Here is a 16,571-nt window from a genome sequence, read left to right as displayed (position 1 = left end):
TGATGGCTGGCACGACCGGTTGGACCCTGGCGGACATGCCGGGACAGCAGGGGCGGACCGCCCTGGTGACCGGGGCGAACAGCGGGGTCGGCTACGAGACCGGCCGGGCGCTGGCCCGGGCCGGGGCGACGGTGATCATGGGCGGCCGGGACGAGAGCCGTCTCGCCGACGCCGCCGGGGCGATCCGCGCCGAGACGCCCGGCGCGACCGTCGAGGTGTGCCGGCTGGACCTGGCCGATCTCGAATCGGTCCGCACGGCGGCGTCCGCGGTGCTGGCCGGCGGTCGCCCGCTCGACCTGCTGGTCAACAACGCCGGGGTGATGGCGATCCCGGAACGCCGCAGCACCAGGGACGGTTTCGAGCTGACCTTCGGCACCAACCACCTCGGGCACTTCGCCCTCACCGGCCTGCTGCTGCCCGCCCTGCTCCGCGCCGGGGCACCCCGGGTGGTCACGGTCAGCGCGATCGCCTCCCGCTGGCGTTCCGGGGCGCTGGTGGACGTCAACAGCGAGCAGACATACCGACCGATGCGGGCGTACGCGATGTCGAAGTTCGCCAACGTCGTCTTCACCCGGGAACTTGCCAGGCGGGCCGCCGGAACCGCACTGCTGGCGGTCGCCGCCCATCCCGGGGTTAGCCCGACCGGCATCACCCGGGAGGTCCCGCGCCTCCTGGCGGTGGTCAACGCCATGCTCCGGCCCCTCCTGACACAGAGTAACGACCGGGCCGCCCTACCCTCGCTCTACGCCGCCACCCATCCGGGACTCGGCGGCGGTGAGTTCGTCGGGCCGACCGGGCGGGGCGAGAGCCGTGGCGCCCCCGGCCCGGTACGGCTGCCGCGACACGCCGCGGACCCGGGGACCGGCCGCCGCCTCTGGGAGCTCTCCGAGCGGCTGACCGGGGTGACCTACGCCTTTCCGGGGTGAGTGACCTACGCCTTTCCGGGACGACCGGAGCCGGAGCCGGAATATTCCGAACAGGATCCCGGAATATTCCGGCCCACCACCCGGCGGATCCGCTGCGTCGCTGCCCAGGATGCCAGATACTCCACTTGCCGACACGCACCGCAACTCCTGTGCCCTTGACCCGACGACAGCGACCTCCTTAGATTCCTGTTCCGGAACGTCTCCGATAAGTTCCGCAGCCCGACTGCGGGGCTACCCACCTCACGGCCCGGAGCACGGCATGCCCAGACCCACCACCACTCCTGCCGGTCCGCCGGCGCCGCCCCTCCGCCAACCCGTCGGCCCGCGAGCCTGCCGGGTCCTGCTCTCCCTGGTCCTCGCCGTCACCGCGGCACCCATTGTCGCCGCCTCCTCCGCCGCAGCCAGCGGCGGCCGGGGCGGCGACGCCGCGCCCACCACCGGCTTCGTCTCCACCCGGTCGAAGCCCGGCAGCCTGCCGCTGGTCGACCGCGGCCGGGCCGCGACCCTGGTGGTGAGTGCCGACGACCACCCCGGCGTGGTCCGGGTCGTCGGCGATTTGCAGTCCGATGTCGAGCGGGTCACCGGCGTGCGACCGGCGATCGCCACCGACCGGGTGCCGGCACACGGCGAGGTGGTGCTGGTCGGCACGATCGGCCAGAGTCCGCTGATCGACCGGCTGATCGCCACCCGCAGGCTCGACGTGCGCGGCATCGCCAACCGCTGGGAGACCTCGCTCCAGCAGATCGTCACGAACCCGTTCCCCGGCGTCCGGCGCGCCTTCGTGATCGCCGGCAGCGACCAGCGCGGCACGATCTTCGGTGCCTACGAGGTGTCGAAGCAGATCGGCGTCTCGCCCTGGTACTGGTGGGACGACGTGCCACCCCGGCGCAGCCACGGGTTGCACCTGCTGCCCGGTCGGCACAGCCAGGGCACCCCGGCCGTGCAGTACCGGGGCTTCTTCATCAACGACGAGAACCCGGCGCTCGGCACCTGGGCGCCGAACTTCTTCGGCCCCGGCCTGGTTCCCGGCTATCCCGGCGGCTTCAACCGGCACTTCTACGCCAAGGTCTTCGAGACCATGCTGCGGCTCAGGGCCAACTATCTCTGGCCGGCCGTCTGGGGACGCGCCTTCGCCGAGGACGACCCGGCCAACCACGCCACCGCGAAGGAGTACGGCGTGGTGATGGGGACCTCGCACGAGGCGCCGATGATGCGCGGCATCGAGGAGTGGAACCGGCACGCCGGTGGCGGCACCGACCCCTACGGCGGGAACGGCGAGTGGAGCTTCCGGCGCAACGCCGAGGCCCTGAAGGGCTACTGGCGAGACGGTATCGAGCGGATGGCGGAGCAGGACTCCGAGGGCGTGGTCACCCTCGGCATGCGCGGCAACGGCGACGTCAGCCTCCCCGACGGCGACGGCATCGAGCTGATGGAGAGCATCATCGCCACCCAGCGGGAGATCCTCGCCGACGTCAGCGACCGCGAACTGACCGACATCCCGCAGGTCTTCACCCTCTACAAGGAGGTCCAGCGCTACTGGGACCGGGGCATGCGCCCGCCGGAGGACGTCACGGTGGTCTTCTGCGACGACAACTGGGGCAACATGCGGAAGCTGCCGGACCAGAGCCTGCCGGCCCGCTCCGGCGGCTACGGCATGTACTACCACTTCGACTACGTCGGCGGCGGCCGGAACTACAAGTGGGTCGACACCATCAACCTGGCCAGCACCTGGGAGCAGCTGCACCTGAGCTACACCTACGGGGTGGACCGGCTCTGGGTGGTCAACGTCGGCGACATGAAGAACGAGGAGCTGCCGCTGCAGTTCTTCCTCGACTACGCCTGGGACCCGTCGAGCATGCCGATCGAGAAGCTCGACGACTGGCAGCGGGCGTACGCCGCGCAGAACTTCCCCGACCGGTACGCCGCCGAGATCGGTGCCATCCTGCACGAATACGGCCAGCTCCAGGCGCGGCGCAAGCCGGAGCTGCTGAACCGCCGGATCACGGTGGACCCGGCCAAGGATCCGGCCACCGACTCCTCGGCGGTGGTCTACACCGACGACAATCCCTACAGTCTCACCGCCTACCAGGAGATGCGCCGGGTGGTGCGGGAGTGGACGGAGTTGGCCGAGCGGGCCGAGCGGATCCGGGCGCGGCTGCCGGAGGAGTACGACGACGCCTACCACCAGCTCGTCCACTACCAGGTGACGGCGACGGCGAACCTCTACGCGCTGCGGGAGGCGCAGTTCACCAACCTGCGCTACGCCGCACAGGGCCGGGCCGCCACGAACGCCATGGCCGACCTGGCGCAGCAGCACTTCGACGCCGACCAGGCGATGTCCGACTACTACAACGCCACACTGGCCGGCGGGAAGTGGCAGGGCTTCCAGACCCAACCCAAGATCGGGTACGGCGACGTCGCGCGCTACGGCCCGAACGCGCCCTGGCAGCAGCCGGAACTCAACCACCAGGCGCTGCCGGACGCCTTCTATCCGCACCTGCGCCGCATCGAGCTGCCGGCAACCGCCGAGCTGGGTGTGGCGATCGACGGTTCGGAGAAGTACTGGCCGGCCGAGCCGGGACCGGCGGTGCTGCCCACGTTCAGCCCGTACCAGAGCCAGCCGGGGCAGTACATCGAGGTCTTCAACCGGGGCTCGGTGCCGTTCGGCTACACGGCGCGGGCCGCGGCGCCCTGGCTGAAGCTGAGCCGGACCGGTGGCCGGGTCACCGACCAGGTGCGGATCGAGGTCCGGGTCGACTGGCGGCGTGCGCCGGCCGGCGACACGACGGTGCCGATCACGGTCACCGGCCCCGACGGGGCCAGCGTGGTCGTGCGGGCCGAGGTGGAGAACCCGCGCGGCCTGCGCCCGAGGGGGCACGTCGAGGCGAACGGCTACGTCTCGATCCCGGCGGCGCACCACAGCCGGGCGGTGAACACCGGCGGGGTCCACTGGAAGCGCATTCCGGACCTTGGGCGGACCGGTGACGGCCTGACGCCGTTCCCGGTCACCGCCGCCAGTCGCACCCCGGGCGGGCAGAGCCCACGCCTGGAGTACGATCTGACGCTCACCTCGGCCGGCCCGGTGAAGGTCACGGCGTACCTGTCGCCGCGCAACAACGTGCTGCCGACCGAGGGGCTGCGGTACGCCGTCTCGATCGACGGCGCCGCGCCGCAGACCGTGAACGTCACCACCGCCACGGGGGCGAACGACACCTCCATGAACCGGCAGTGGGAGCGGAACACCTCGCAGAATGTCAACGTCACGACGACCACGCACACCGTCGACGGGCCGGGCGTACACACCCTGAAGTTCTGGATGGTCGACCCGACCGTGGTGGTGCAGCAGCTCGTGGTGGAGACCGCCGAGCTGCCGTACAGCTATCTCGGTCCGCCGGAGAGCCGGCGGATCGGCCGCTGAGGACCGGCGCGCGTCCCATTTGCTCCATCGGCGGTCCGCCCGGCCCGGACGGGTCGGGCGGACCGCCGCCCGCACATTGAATCTTTTCAATCGAAACAGTCCGGCGACCGGGTCCCGACCTCCACCTGCGGCCCCGGCGGAGCACAGGACGGGTTGAAAAGGTTCATCCAGCAGCATCAGGGACACCCCGCGACATCATAGGATCGCCGAATTGAAGAGAGAGGAATGCCCATGCGTCGAAGCCAACGCCGGCTGTTCGCCGCCACGGCCCTGACCGCGCTGAGCCTGGTCGCCGCCGCCTGCGGCGCGCCGGAGAGCGCCGCACCGGGACCGACCGGCGGCGCGGTGCCCGACAAGCCCGGCTCGCCGGTCCAACTGAACATTCTCGACGTCGCCGGCAACCTGCAACTCACCCAGTCCATGATCGACGATTTCGTCGCCGGGAACTCCGACACGGTGTCGAAGGTGACGTACTCCAAGTCGCCCTCGCCGGAACTGGTCGGCAAGGTCAAGGCGCAGCAGGACGCCGGCCGGGTCGAGATCGACCTCGTGCTGACCGGGGTGGACGGGCTCGCCGCCGGCATCGATCAGGAGCTCTGGCTGCCACTGCTGCCCACCCACGCCGACCGGCTGCCCGGGATGACGAACTACCTGCCGGGCGCGGCCGCGATGCAGGAACTGGCCCGCGACCACGGGGTGACCATCACCTACTATCCCTCCGGGCCGCTGATCGAATATCTGCCGTCGAAGGTGCCGAACCCGCCGACCAGCGCGCAGGCGTTGCTCGACTACGCCAGGGCCAACCCCGGCGCCGTGCAGTACGCCCGCCCGTCGAACTCCGGCCCCGGCCGCACCTTCCTGATGGGCCTGCCGTACCTGCTCGGCGACTCGAACCCGAAGGACCCGGTGAACGGGTGGGACAAGACCTGGGCGTACCTGGCCGAACTCAACAAGTACATCACGCTCTATCCGTCCGGCACCGGCGAGACGATGAAGAACCTGGCCAACGGTTCGGCCAAGATCATCGTTTCCACCACCGGCTGGGACATCAACCCCCGGGTACTGGGCACCGTGCCCGAGGAGGCGAAGGTCGGCACCCTGGAGGGCTTCCACTGGGTCACCGACGCGCACTACGCGGTGGTCCCCAAGGGAGTCTCGACGGACAAGCAGGCTGCCATCCTCGCCCTGCTGGCCCACATCCTGACCCCGGAACAGCAGGCCAAGGCGTACGACCAGGGTTACTTCTACCCGGGGCCGGCGATCAGGGACGTGCCGCTCTCCATGGCGCCGGAGGCCAGCCGCCAGGCGATCGAGCGGTACGGCCGGCCGGAGTACGAGCAGCTGATCGCCAACAACCCGCTCGAGGTGCCGCTCGACGCCAAGGCGCTGGTCGAGGCGTTCAGCAGGTGGGACCGGGAGATCGGCGGCGCGAAGGTGAAGAAGTGAGTGCGAGGAGTGAGCCGGGTTTGCGAGCCCCGCAGTCACGAACAGAAGGTGGGGACAAGTGAGTGCGAGGAGTGAGCCGGGTTTGCGAGCCCCGCAGTCACGAACCCAAGGCGGGGACAAGTGACGTTTGCCAAGCTGCGACTGGAGGGCGTCGGCCGGAGTTTCGCCGGGCATGACGCGCTGGCCGACCTCAGCCTGACGGTCCGGCGCGGGGAGTTCATCGCCCTGCTCGGGCCGTCCGGCTGCGGCAAGTCGACCGCCCTGAACTGCCTCGCCGGCCTGCTCCCGCTGACGCGGGGCAGCATCTGGGCCGACGAGACCCGGCTCGATACCGTGCCGGCCGAAAAGCGCGGCTTCGGCATGGTCTTCCAGAATTACGCGCTCTTCCCGCACATGTCGGTCCGCCGCAACGTCGCCTTCGGCCTCCAGATGCGCCGCCTGCCCCGGGCCGAGGTCCGGCGGCGCACCGAGGAGGCCATCCGGCTGGTCCGGCTGGACGAACACGCCGGCAAGCTGCCCGGGCAGCTCTCCGGCGGCCAGCAGCAGCGGGTCGCCATCGCCCGGGCCGTGGTGCTGGAGCCGGCGTTGGTGCTGATGGACGAGCCGCTCTCCAACCTGGACGCCAAGCTGCGGCTGGAGATGCGGACGGAGATCCGCCGGCTGCACCAGTCGCTCGGGCTGACCACGGTCTACGTCACCCACGACCAGGAGGAGGCGCTCTCTCTGGCCGACCGGCTGGTGGTGCTCCGTGAGGGTCGGGTGCAGCAGATCGGTGATCCGGAGGAGTTGCACACCAGGCCGGCGAACTGGCACGTCGCCGACTTCATGGGCTACCGCAACCTGCTGCGGTTGCGGGTCGGGGAGGTCACCGGTGCGCAGGTGACCGTGACCGGCCACGGGATGCGGCTGGTCGGCACCCCGGTCGGGCCGGTCGCCCCCGGTGCCGACGTGGTCGCCGGGGTCCGCCCGGAGGATCTGCGGATCACCGGGCCGGCCGAGGGCGTGCCGGCCACCGTCGAGGTGGTCGAGTACCAGGGCCGGGAGGTGGCGGTCGAGGCCCGTACCGCCGAGGGGGTGCAGGTGCACCTCCGTACCGACCGACGTCCGGCGCTCGGTGACCGGATCGGGCTCGCCGTCGATCCGGGCCGGCTGCTGGTCTTCCCCATGACCGGGCCGGACGGCACGACGACCGGCGGGCCGGACGGCACGACGACCGGCGGGCCGGACGGAACGACGAGCGACAGACCGGAGGACGGCGCACGGGCCGATGAGCCGGCCGCCGGCGGTTCGCGGTGAGCGCCACCGCGACGCCGCCCCGGGCCGGCGGGCCGGACGGCGACCGGGCACCGGAGCGGCGGGCGTCCGCCGGCACCCGGGTGGCGTTCCGGCACCGGCTGGCCGAGCACGGCATCGACCGGCAACTCCTGCTGCTCGCCCCGGCCGCGCTCTTCGTCCTGGTGCTCTTCATCTACCCCTTCGGGTACGGCGTCGGGCTGTCGTTCCAGCCGACCGAGGGCGGGCCGTTCGCCGCGTACCAGGAGTTCTTCTCCGATCCGTACCAGCGGGACACCATCTGGACAACGCTCAACTTGTCGCTGCCGGCGGCGCTGCTCAACGTCGCCGCCTCAGTGCCGATCGCCTACCGGATGCGCGGACGGTTCCGGGGCAAGCGGCTGCTCACCACCGTGCTGGTGGTGCCGATCACGCTCGGCACGGTGCTCACCGCGCAGGGCCTGCTCAACTTCCTCGGCCCCACCGGCTGGTTCAACCGGATCCTGCTGGACATGGGGCTGGTGGACGAGCCGGTCCGACTCACCTACAACTACTGGGGAGTCTTCTTCTCCATCGTGATCACCGGCTTCCCCTTCGCCTTCCTGCTGGTGCTCTCCTACCTGTCCGGGATCGATCCGACCCTGGAACGGGCCGCCGCCACCCTCGGCGCCGGCTGGTGGCAGCGGTTCCGCCGGATCACCCTGCCGCTGCTGGCACCCGGGCTGGCCACCACCTTCTGCCTGACCTTCGTGCTGGCGTTCAGCGTCTTCCCGTCGGCGATCCTGGTCGGCGACCCGGCCGGCACGACCCGGGTGATCTCGATCGCCGCGTACGAGGCCGCCTACGTCCGGTACGACTATCCGATGGCGGCCACCGTGGCGGTGCTGATGGGGCTGGTCGAACTGCTGGTGATCGCGGCGGTGCTCGGCTGGCGGGCGCTGCTCTACACCGGATCGACGGCGGGAGGCAAGGGCTGATGACGAGCACGGTGACGGCTCCGGCGTCCCGCCGCCGGCGCCTGGTCGCCCGACCGGCCGCCTGGCTGGTCTGGGGTGTGGTGGCGTTCTTCTTCGTCAACCTGGCCGGGGTGATCGGCTCGGTCGTGGTCAGCTCCTTCGGCGACCGGTGGTACGACACCTGGCTGCCGCAGGGCTACACCACCCGGTGGTACGGGCAGTCCTGGCAGGAGTTCGGGCTCCTCCAGGTGCTGTTGGTGACGTTGCAGGTGTCGCTGCTGGTGGTCGGCATCTCGGTGCTGGTCGGGGTGCCGGCCGCGTACGTGCTGGCCCGCCGCTCCTTCCCCGGCCGGCGGCTGCTCTACCTGCTCTTCCTGCTGCCGATCCTGATGCCGCCGATCACCTACGGCATCCCGCTCGCCACGGTGCTCTACAAGTACGGCTTCGCCGGGCACCTCTCCGGGGTGGTGCTGGCGAACCTGGTGCCGTCGGTGCCGTTCGTCATCCTCACGATGACGCCGTTCATCGAGCAGATCGACCCGGCGGTGGAGCGGGCGGCCCGGATGTGCGGGGCAGGGACCCGGCAGATCTTCGTCCGGATCCTCGCCCCGCTGCTGACTCCGGGAATCCTGGCCGCCTCGATCCTGGTGCTGGTGCGTACGGTCGGGATGTTCGAGCTGACCTTCCTCACCGCCGGGCCGGACTCGCAGACCCTGGTGGTGGCGCTCTACTACTCGATGTCGGCGGCGGGCATCCGGGCCCAGCAGTCCATCGACGCGATGGCGGTCATCTACACCACGATGATGCTGGTGCTGCTGGTGATCGCGTTGCGCTTCGTCAACCCGACCCAGTTGGTCGCCCGGGTCCGGGAGGACGTGGACTGACCTGACCCACGATCACGATCCCGGTCCGGGGCCGCTCGTGCCGTCGAACATCCCGGCGAGCACCCGGGCGGTCCCGGCCGGGTTGGTGGTGACGAAGTAGTGGTCGCCGGGGACCACGTGCAGGCTGGCGATCCGGTCCACCGGGATCCGGGCGGCCAGCGCCTCCCGGGTGCAGAGGCCGTCGTCGGTGCCGAGCAGCACGTGCACGGCTCGGGACCGTACCCCCTGGAAGCCGGTCGGCGCGAGCGCGATGTCCCGCCGGAACCGGGGCAGCAGCAGCCGGGTGATCTCCTCGGAGGTCAACGAGCCGGCCGGGAGCAGCCCGGTACTGCGCAGCCCGGCAAGCAGCGTCTCGTCGTCGGCGGAGACCAGGGCCGGGCGTTCGCCGCCGGTCAGCAGCGGCGGGGCGGAGAGCACCACCTGGGTGCCGGCCAGCCCGTCACCGGCGGCGTCGGCCACCGCGGCGGCCAGCACCGCGCCGAGGCTGTGCCCGAGGAGCACCCCGCCGCCGGCCAGGTAGGGCGTGCCCGCCCGCCACCAGGCACTGGCAGCGTCGGCGATGGTGGCGCCGTCGCGGTAGGTCGCCTCGCCGGCCACCACCCGCCAGCCGCCGGGCAGGTGCCGAGCCAGCCGGGTGAACGCTCCGGAGGAGCCGCCCGCGTACGGGATGCAGACCAGGGTCCGGCCCGGACCGTCGCGCAGTACCCGCATCCGGACCAGCACCGGCTCGACGGACCGGTTGCGGAGTCGAAAGCGGGCCAGTTTGCCGGTGGAGGTGGTGGGCAGCTGCTCGACCACCTCGATCGCGGCGGGCCGCTTGTGCGGTGGCAGCCCGGACCGGAACGCCACCCGGGCCGCCCGGTGCAGCGCGTCCGGATCGACCCCCTGAGCCGGGACCAGGTAGGCGACCGCCTCCTCCAGCCCGGCCGCGTCCCGCGCACCGACCACCGCGCACTGGGCCAGCCCGTCGAGGTCGCGGACCGCCGCCTCGACATCGAGCGGCGAGACCTTGTACCCGCCGATGTTGATCAGATCGTCGTGCCGGCAGACGTACCGCAGGTCGCCGTCCGGATCCTGCCGGACGATGTCACCGGTGTACGCGCCACCCGCGGCAAAGGTGCGCGCCGCCGACTCGGGACGATCCAGGTATCCGGCGGCGACCGACGGCCCGGCCACGTGCAGCCGGCCCTCGGTGCCGGAGGGCACGAGCCGGCCGGCGTCGTCCCGGACGCTGACCGTCATGCCCGGTACGGGCCGGCCGGTCGAGCCGGGCTGGCTGCCCCGGGTCGCCAGCACGATGTGCAGCACCTCGGTCGCGCCCAGGCCGTTGACGAGCGGCACCCCGAAAGCGCGGGTGAAGTCGGCACAGAGTGCGGCCGGCAGGTGCTCCCCCGCCGAGACGGCGAGGCGTACCGAGCCGAGGTCGGGCGGCGCGCTCCGCTGTGCCGGGGCGGTCGGCGCGTGCCCACCCGCGGGGGCGGGCGGCACGCTGTGCCGGACCGGGATGTCCTGGCTGCCGGCCCGGTCGAGCAGCGCCTGGCTGCCGGCCCGGTCGAGCAGCGCCTGGCTGCCGGCCCGGTCGAGCAGCGCCGCGTAGATCCGGGGCACCGAGCAGAGCACGGTCGGGCGGTGCCGGGCGATCGTCGCGGCCAGCCGGTAAACGTCCGGTGGGCCCTGGTTGAGCAGTACCCCCGCCCCGGCGGCGAGCGGGAAGAGCAGCGAGTTGCCGAAACCGTAACCGAAGGAGAGCTTGGCGGTGGAGAGCACCAGGTCCTCGGGCTGCAGATCGAGGAGCCGGCCGAAGCCGTCCAGCACCCCCTGCACACCGGCGCCGGTGTGCAGCACGCCCTTCGGCTTGCCGGTGCTGCCCGAGGTGTACTGGATGAGCAGCACCTCCGACGGCAGCTGACTGACCGGTGGCGGCGACGGCGGCGCACCCGGAGCGAGCCACTCCGCCCCGCCCCGGGGCAGCCCGGCCATGCCTGCCTGGTCCGCCCGCGCGCCGCCCCGCTCGTCGGCGTGCAGGAAGCCCGCCCGGCAGTCGGCGGCGATGAAGGCGAGTTCCGCCTCGGTCAGCATCGGACTCACCGGCACCGCGACGGCGCCGCGCCACCAGAGCGCCAGGATCGCCACCACGGTCGGCAGGTCGTCGTCGGCCACCACCAGGCCCGGGGTGCCGGGTCCGATTCCGGCCTCGGCGAGCCGGGCCGCATAACCGCGTACCGCCCGGTACAGCTCCGCGTAGCGCAGCCGCCCTCCCGTGCCGGTCAGATAGGCGACCCGCTCACCCCGACCCGACGCGAGTGCTCGCCCCACCAGCCGCTCGACGAGGTTGGTGCTCCCCATGCGAAGACCTCCAGGATGGCTGCGTTACCGGACGGTTCGATCGCCAGCACGAGCACGCTCGCCGGCTCCCCGGCGCTGGCGCAGTACGCGACGGCGCAGGCCGCCGCCAGCAGGCCACCGGCCGCGCCGAAGTCGCCGAGTGAGCGTTCCAGGTGCCAGACCGGCCCGGCAACGCCGTCGGCGACCGCACCGACCAGGCCACTGTCCCCAGTAGAGACGATCACTGCCGCCCGCCCGCGCTCTGGCGCCACCGGCCCAACCCTCGCCGGGCCAGCCGCCACCGGGGCGGTCGGCGGTCTGTGGGCCCCGGCGGAGGCGGTGCGGGCCAGCGCACGGCACTGCGCCGCCAGGTCGGAGTGGTCAAGGGTCAGCCGGCGGAACCGCCCCAGCCGGATGCCCGGCTCGTCCGCGTCCCGGCAGGGCGAGATGGCGAGGCAGGCCGCGCCCTCCCCCGCCACGAACTCCTCGGCGAGCCCGGTCAGGCTCCACCTGCTCACCGTCGCCGAGCCGCCGACCAGGGCCCGCGCCGCCTCGCCGCCGGCCACCAGCCGGGCCGCCTCGACCAGGGCGCTCACCCCGGCCGTCGTGCCGCCGGTCAGCGTCTCGTTCGGACCGTCGATGCCGAGCCGGATGGAGACGGTCGCCGCCGGCCCGTTGAACGCCGACGCGGGACCGATGATCGGGCTGCTCAGCCCGGGGTCCAGGGTGGCCGCCTCGACGCAGATCGTGGCGTACTCGGCCAACCCCGCGCTCGAACTCGCCCAGAGCACCGCCGCCGGGGCGGCATCCGCCGGCTGGGTCACCGCCACCAGCCCCGGGTCGGGCGGGTCGCCGGCGCCGGCGGCGTCGGCCGACACGGCCAGGGCGAGCAGCGACTCGGCGGGCAGGGCGCGCAGTCCCCGGCCGGCGACGGCGGCCGGGATCCGCGGCTCGACCGGGGCGGGCGCCCTGCGGTCCACGGGATCGAGGTCGGCCTCCGGGGCGGCGAAGCGCCGTGCCGCCGGCGGCGGCGGCACATCCGCGCCGCCGACCAGCCGGGCCAGCTCCGCCGTGCCGGCCATCCCCGGCAGCCGCAGCCCCAGTCCGCGTACGACGAGACAGTCACCAGCCGACGGCACGATCGTCCTTTCCGAGCAGTACGGTCGAGACGCCACCGCCGAAGCCGAATGCCTGGCTCAGCACCACCCGTACCGGTGCCCGCCGCCCGGCCGGCTCGACCAGGTCGATGCCGCCGCAGGCGGGGTCCGGCTCGATCAGCGTCACGTTGCCCGGCACCACGCCGTCGGTGAGCGCGCCGACCGCGACGATCGCCTCCAGGGCGGCGGCGGCCCCCTCGGCGTGCCCGAACTGTCCCTTGATGGACGAGACCACCGGCCGGCGCCGGCCGGCGAGCGCCTTGGCCACCGCCCGGGCCTCGATCCCGTCGCTTGCCGGGGTGCCCGTGCCGTGCGCGCAGACCCAGTCGACGTCGTCGCTGGTCAGGCCGGCCCGGTCGAGGCAGCCGGCAATGGTCGAGACCAGGCCGTTGCCGTCCGGGTGCGGTTGGGTGGGGTTGTGCGCGTCGGCGGCGGCGGCGCAGGCCAGCACCTGGGCCAGCGGTCGCCCGCCCCGGGCGACGATCCGGTCGACCGGTTCCAGGACCAGCACCCCGGCGCCCTCCCCGGGGATGGTGCCACGGCGGTTGACGTCGAACGGCCGCACGGTGTCGACCGCGAGGGCGCGCAACGAGGTGAACATGGCGAGGATCTCCAGCGAGAGTTCGGAGACCCCGCCGCAGACCGCGACGTCGACCTCGCCGGCGGCGATCGCCCGGGCGCCGGCCGCGATCGCGCTGTTCCCGGCGGCGCAGCCGGGCGCGAGCAGCACAGTCGGCCCGGTGACCGTGACGACCTCGCGGAGCGTGTCCAGCAGGGTGTCCGGCCGGGCCCATCCCCGCCCCGGCACGGCGAGCCGGCCGGCACCGATCCCCCGGTCCAGCACCGGTCGGGTGGCCATCACGGTGCCGACGAAGACACCGAGCCGATGTGCCCGGCTCTGCTCCGGCACGCCGGCGTGCCGGAGCGCCTCCAGTGCGCCGACGGCGAGGAACCGTGCGGCGAGGGACTCGTGGGAGGGGACCATCGCGTCGAGGTCGGCCACGGCGCCCGCCGGCACCTCCGCGCCGCACCGGGCCGGATAGCGGGACATGTCGAACCGGGTCACCGGCCCGGTCAGCACCCGCCGCTCGGTGACGGCCGTCCAGAGCGCGTCGGCGCCGAGACCGGCGCCGGAGACCGCACCGACGCCCGAGATCGCCACGGCCGGCTGGCGGCGGGCACCGTCCCCGCGGCCGGCACCGCTACCGGAACCGGCACCGCTCCAGCGGCCGGCGCCGTTCCCCGAACCGGCACCGGCCCAGTGGCCGGCGGCGTTCCCGGGACCGGCACCACTCCAGCGTCCGGCGCCGGGCCGGTCACGGTCCAACGGAGATGCCCCGATCCCGGAGTACGGCGAGCGTGTCGCCGAAGTCCTGCAACCCCGCCGCTTCCTCGTCGGTCAGTCGCACGCCGAGCTGCCGCTCGATCCGGACGACGAATTCGACCTTTTGCACGGAGTCGATCCCGAGGTCCTCGTAGAAGGCCGCTGCCTCCGTGATGTCGTCCGGGTTGACTTCGAAAATCTCGGCCGCCAGGTCCCGCAGGACGGCGGCCGACACCATGTCTCGCTGTGCCACGTCCGGCTCCCTTCCCGATCACCGCTCGCCACGTTCCGTGGAACCTGCTCGCCACGTTCCGTGGAACTTGCGGGTGGGCTCCCAGTGAAGTTTTCCAGGAAGGAAACGACGCGGGAATCGCTCTAGATGCGACCGAAGAGCTCGATCACGCCGGCCGAACAGCTCGTTACCACGACCCGATCAGGTCTATCCGGAACGGAAGATCTCGTATCTCCGCCAGACGATCCGTCGATGTCGGAGGATGATCGGTTCCGATGTGGTTCGTGATCATGGCATTGTCGTTGATCACTTTTGTGATCGATTTCCGCCCGGATCAGGGCAGCAGGGCCACCGGGCCGGCGCCGACACCGACCCGGAACAGGGCGTACGGGCGCCGGCGGCGGTCCACGCCGCCGGAGTACTCGGGCTGCCGGTGCAGCTGGTTGGCGGTCACGTAGAGGTATCCGTCGGCGCCGATCGACATGGTGTCGGGCCAGAGCAGCCGGGGGTCGCGTACCAGAGTCTCGTAGCGGCCGTCCGGGTGCCGGCGCAGGACGGCGTTCTGCTCGTACGCGGTCAGATAGAGCCGGCCCGCGTCGTCGCTCTCCAGTCCGTCGGAGCCGGAGCCCTTGTCGCCCTCGTCCCGGACGGTCCCCGCCACCTCGGCGTCGTCCATCGACCGGTCGACAAGCGCGTCGACCGAGACACTGTAGAGCCGGCGGGAGGCGAGCGGGCAGTAGTAGAGGCGGCTGCCGTCGGACGAGATCGCGATCCCGTCCGCGCCCATCGTGACCGGGCTCGGCGGCCCGTCCGGCGGGCAGACCAGGAACGGCCGCCCCTCGACAAGGGGTCGGAACGTGGCCGGCGTCTCGGCCTTGGTGGAGGGATGGTCGTGCAGCCGCCGCCAGGCGCTTCCGCTGGCCAGGTCCACCACGACGATCCCGTTCGGACCGGAGTTGGACGAGTCGGTCAGGAAGGCCACCCCGGCCGACCGGCGCCGCAGGTCGAACCGGACGTCGTTGAGGTACGAGGTGGGCAGCGCCACGTCGGCGGGGAAGAGGATGGTCTGGGTGACCAGGTCGGTGTCGAGGTCGATGCAGACCAGCTTGGGGCCGCCGGGACGGGTCGGCTGGAAACCCGGGCTGCCGGTGTCGAGTACCCAGAGCCGGTCGGTCGGATCCACCACGACGCTCTGCACCGAGACGAAGGCGCCGTTGTCGTCGTTCCCGGCGGGACTGTTCCAGTCCTGGTCCGGATAGGGCCGGCAGGCGCCGTCCACGAGCTCGGCGACCGTGGTCTCGACCCGGTCGCCCCAGCGGGGAAAGTTGACGAAGATCCGACCCTGCCGGGAGACGGTGACCCCGGTCGGCATGGCGTCGGGGAAGGTGTGCACCGTCTCCAGCCGGCCGCACGGCTCGTCAGTGGTCAGTTCGTCGCTCATCCGGCCCCCCGAGGCAGCCCGCCCGCACCGCGCCGCCGAGCCGTCGCAGGCTCAGCCACCCCCGCAACTGTAAGCCGGATGACTGCGTCGAAAACGCCAATAACTAGATTTAGACATACATGACGGATGCACCGCCCCTTTCTAGACGGCCCGGCCAGAGTCGGGGATCGATGAAGAAGTCTTTCCAAAGATGCATGCCGTTGGTTAAATACCTTCAACTTCCCGCGTCGCCTGCGCCGAAGGGCACTTTGATGAAGACCCGAATCGTACGTAGCCTGGCCATCCTCGCCGCGGCTGTCGCCGCCGCCCCGATCCTGCTGGCGGCGACTCCCGCCAGCGCCGCCACGGTGACCGTGGACAACGCCACCGCCGACCGCTTCACCGCCAGCGACAACTGGGGCACCTCCACCTGGTCCGCCGACCGGCAGGGCCCCGACTACCGGTACGCCACCCCGGACACCACCGCCAGCGACGCTGCCTGGTTCAAGGTGAACGTCCCGAGCGCCGGCAGTTACCTGGTCGAGGTCTTCTACCCCGCCGACCCCGGCTACAACAACGCCACGCCGTTCATCGTCGCCACCACCAGCGGAAACCAGACCGTCGCGGTCAACCAGCGCAGCAATGGTGGCCGGTGGGTCGGCATCGGCACCTTCACGCTCGCCGCCGGCGACTACAACGCTGTCGGCGTCAGCAGGTGGACCAGCGGCGCCGGCTACGTCGTCGCCGACGCGGTCCGGATCACCACCGCCACCGGCGGCGGCACCGGCTTCTCGCTGCCGCTGCCCCGCACCGCCCTGCCCCGCAGCGAGTACGACGACCCGCACCACGACTACCCGGCGATCGACCTGCCCGTGCCGACCGGCACCGCCGCGTACGCCGTACGGGCCGGGACCGTGGTCCGGATCGACGACAGCAGTTGCGGCCGGGGCATCAACCTGACCGGCACCGACGGGGCGATCTACACCTACTGCCACTTCTCCGCCTGGTCGGTGGCGTCCGGCGCGACGGTGACGGCCGGGCAGCGGATCGGCTCGACCGGCAACACCGGCAACTCGACCGGCCCGCACCTGCACTTCGGTATCCGCACCGGCAGCACCCGCCGCTGCCCGCAGAACTTCCTGCTGGCCCTCTACGACGGCGTCACCCCACCCGCCGCCACCAGCCTCCCCACCAGCGGCTGCAGCTACTGA

Annotated in this window: 12 protein-coding genes; 7 read left to right on the top strand and 5 right to left on the bottom strand. The window is 72.1% G+C overall.

Going from position 1 to position 16,571, the window contains the following annotated elements; all coding sequences use genetic code 11:
* Positions 1–2 precede the first annotated feature (2 nt).
* The 6 genes from ACN28C_RS20310 to ACN28C_RS20285 all read left to right on the top strand — a co-directional run bounded on the left by ACN28C_RS20310 (position 3) and on the right by ACN28C_RS20285 (position 8,902).
* The gene (locus ACN28C_RS20310; RefSeq protein ID WP_422769116.1) at positions 3–926 is read left to right on the top strand and encodes an oxidoreductase; all 924 of its coding nucleotides are present in this window, start codon (positions 3–5) and stop codon (positions 924–926) included.
* Positions 927–1,185: 259 nt separating this feature from the next.
* The gene (locus tag ACN28C_RS20305; RefSeq protein WP_422769115.1) at positions 1,186–4,344 is read left to right on the top strand and encodes a glycosyl hydrolase 115 family protein; all 3,159 of its coding nucleotides are present in this window, start codon (positions 1,186–1,188) and stop codon (positions 4,342–4,344) included.
* Between the two features lie 231 nt (positions 4,345–4,575).
* Positions 4,576–5,790: an extracellular solute-binding protein gene (locus ACN28C_RS20300; RefSeq protein ID WP_422769114.1), complete on the top strand. Its 1,215-nt coding sequence runs from the start codon at positions 4,576–4,578 to the stop codon at positions 5,788–5,790.
* A 120-nt stretch (positions 5,791–5,910) separates the two neighbouring features.
* The gene (locus ACN28C_RS20295) at positions 5,911–7,086 is read left to right on the top strand and encodes an ABC transporter ATP-binding protein (RefSeq protein ID WP_422769113.1); all 1,176 of its coding nucleotides are present in this window, start codon (positions 5,911–5,913) and stop codon (positions 7,084–7,086) included.
* Entirely contained in the window at positions 7,083–8,039 is a 957-nt protein-coding gene (locus ACN28C_RS20290; protein ID WP_422769112.1) for an ABC transporter permease, read from the top strand. Before ACN28C_RS20295 ends, ACN28C_RS20290 begins: the two co-directional genes overlap by 4 nt.
* Positions 8,039–8,902, top strand: coding sequence for an ABC transporter permease (locus tag ACN28C_RS20285; RefSeq protein ID WP_422769111.1), 864 nt, complete (start codon positions 8,039–8,041; stop codon positions 8,900–8,902). The genes ACN28C_RS20290 and ACN28C_RS20285 overlap by 1 nt, the downstream gene beginning before the upstream one ends.
* A 12-nt stretch (positions 8,903–8,914) precedes the next feature.
* Here ACN28C_RS20285 and ACN28C_RS20280 read toward each other — a convergent pair whose 3' ends face one another.
* From ACN28C_RS20280 to ACN28C_RS20260, 5 genes are all read right to left on the bottom strand, one after another.
* Positions 8,915–11,248: an AMP-binding protein gene (locus ACN28C_RS20280; RefSeq protein ID WP_422769110.1), complete on the bottom strand. Its 2,334-nt coding sequence runs from the start codon at positions 11,246–11,248 to the stop codon at positions 8,915–8,917.
* On the bottom strand, positions 11,170–12,366 hold the full coding sequence (locus ACN28C_RS20275) for a beta-ketoacyl synthase N-terminal-like domain-containing protein (RefSeq protein WP_422769109.1): 1,197 nt from the start codon (positions 12,364–12,366) through the stop codon (positions 11,170–11,172). The genes ACN28C_RS20280 and ACN28C_RS20275 overlap by 79 nt, the downstream gene beginning before the upstream one ends.
* Entirely contained in the window at positions 12,350–13,546 is a 1,197-nt protein-coding gene (locus ACN28C_RS20270; protein WP_422769108.1) for a beta-ketoacyl synthase N-terminal-like domain-containing protein, read from the bottom strand. The genes ACN28C_RS20275 and ACN28C_RS20270 overlap by 17 nt, the downstream gene beginning before the upstream one ends.
* A gap of 154 nt (positions 13,547–13,700) precedes the next feature.
* Positions 13,701–13,961, bottom strand: a complete 261-nt coding sequence (locus ACN28C_RS20265) for an acyl carrier protein (protein WP_422769107.1) — start codon at positions 13,959–13,961, stop codon at positions 13,701–13,703.
* A gap of 313 nt (positions 13,962–14,274) precedes the next feature.
* Positions 14,275–15,381 carry an L-dopachrome tautomerase-related protein gene (locus ACN28C_RS20260; RefSeq protein WP_422769106.1) on the bottom strand — a complete coding sequence of 369 codons (1,107 nt, stop codon included), beginning with the start codon at positions 15,379–15,381 and terminating at the stop codon, positions 14,275–14,277.
* 251 nt (positions 15,382–15,632) lie between these two features.
* On the opposite strand from ACN28C_RS20260, the gene ACN28C_RS20255 reads away from it, so the two are divergent.
* Complete coding sequence (locus ACN28C_RS20255; protein WP_422769105.1) at positions 15,633–16,571, top strand: peptidoglycan DD-metalloendopeptidase family protein; 939 nt, start codon at positions 15,633–15,635, stop codon at positions 16,569–16,571.

Origin of the sequence: Plantactinospora sp. WMMC1484, from assembly GCF_049315195.1 — a bacterium.
GTDB lineage: Bacteria > Actinomycetota > Actinomycetes > Mycobacteriales > Micromonosporaceae > Plantactinospora.
The sequence above is the reverse complement of the archived record's forward strand: the minus strand, read 5'-3'. Positions and strand labels throughout refer to the sequence as shown.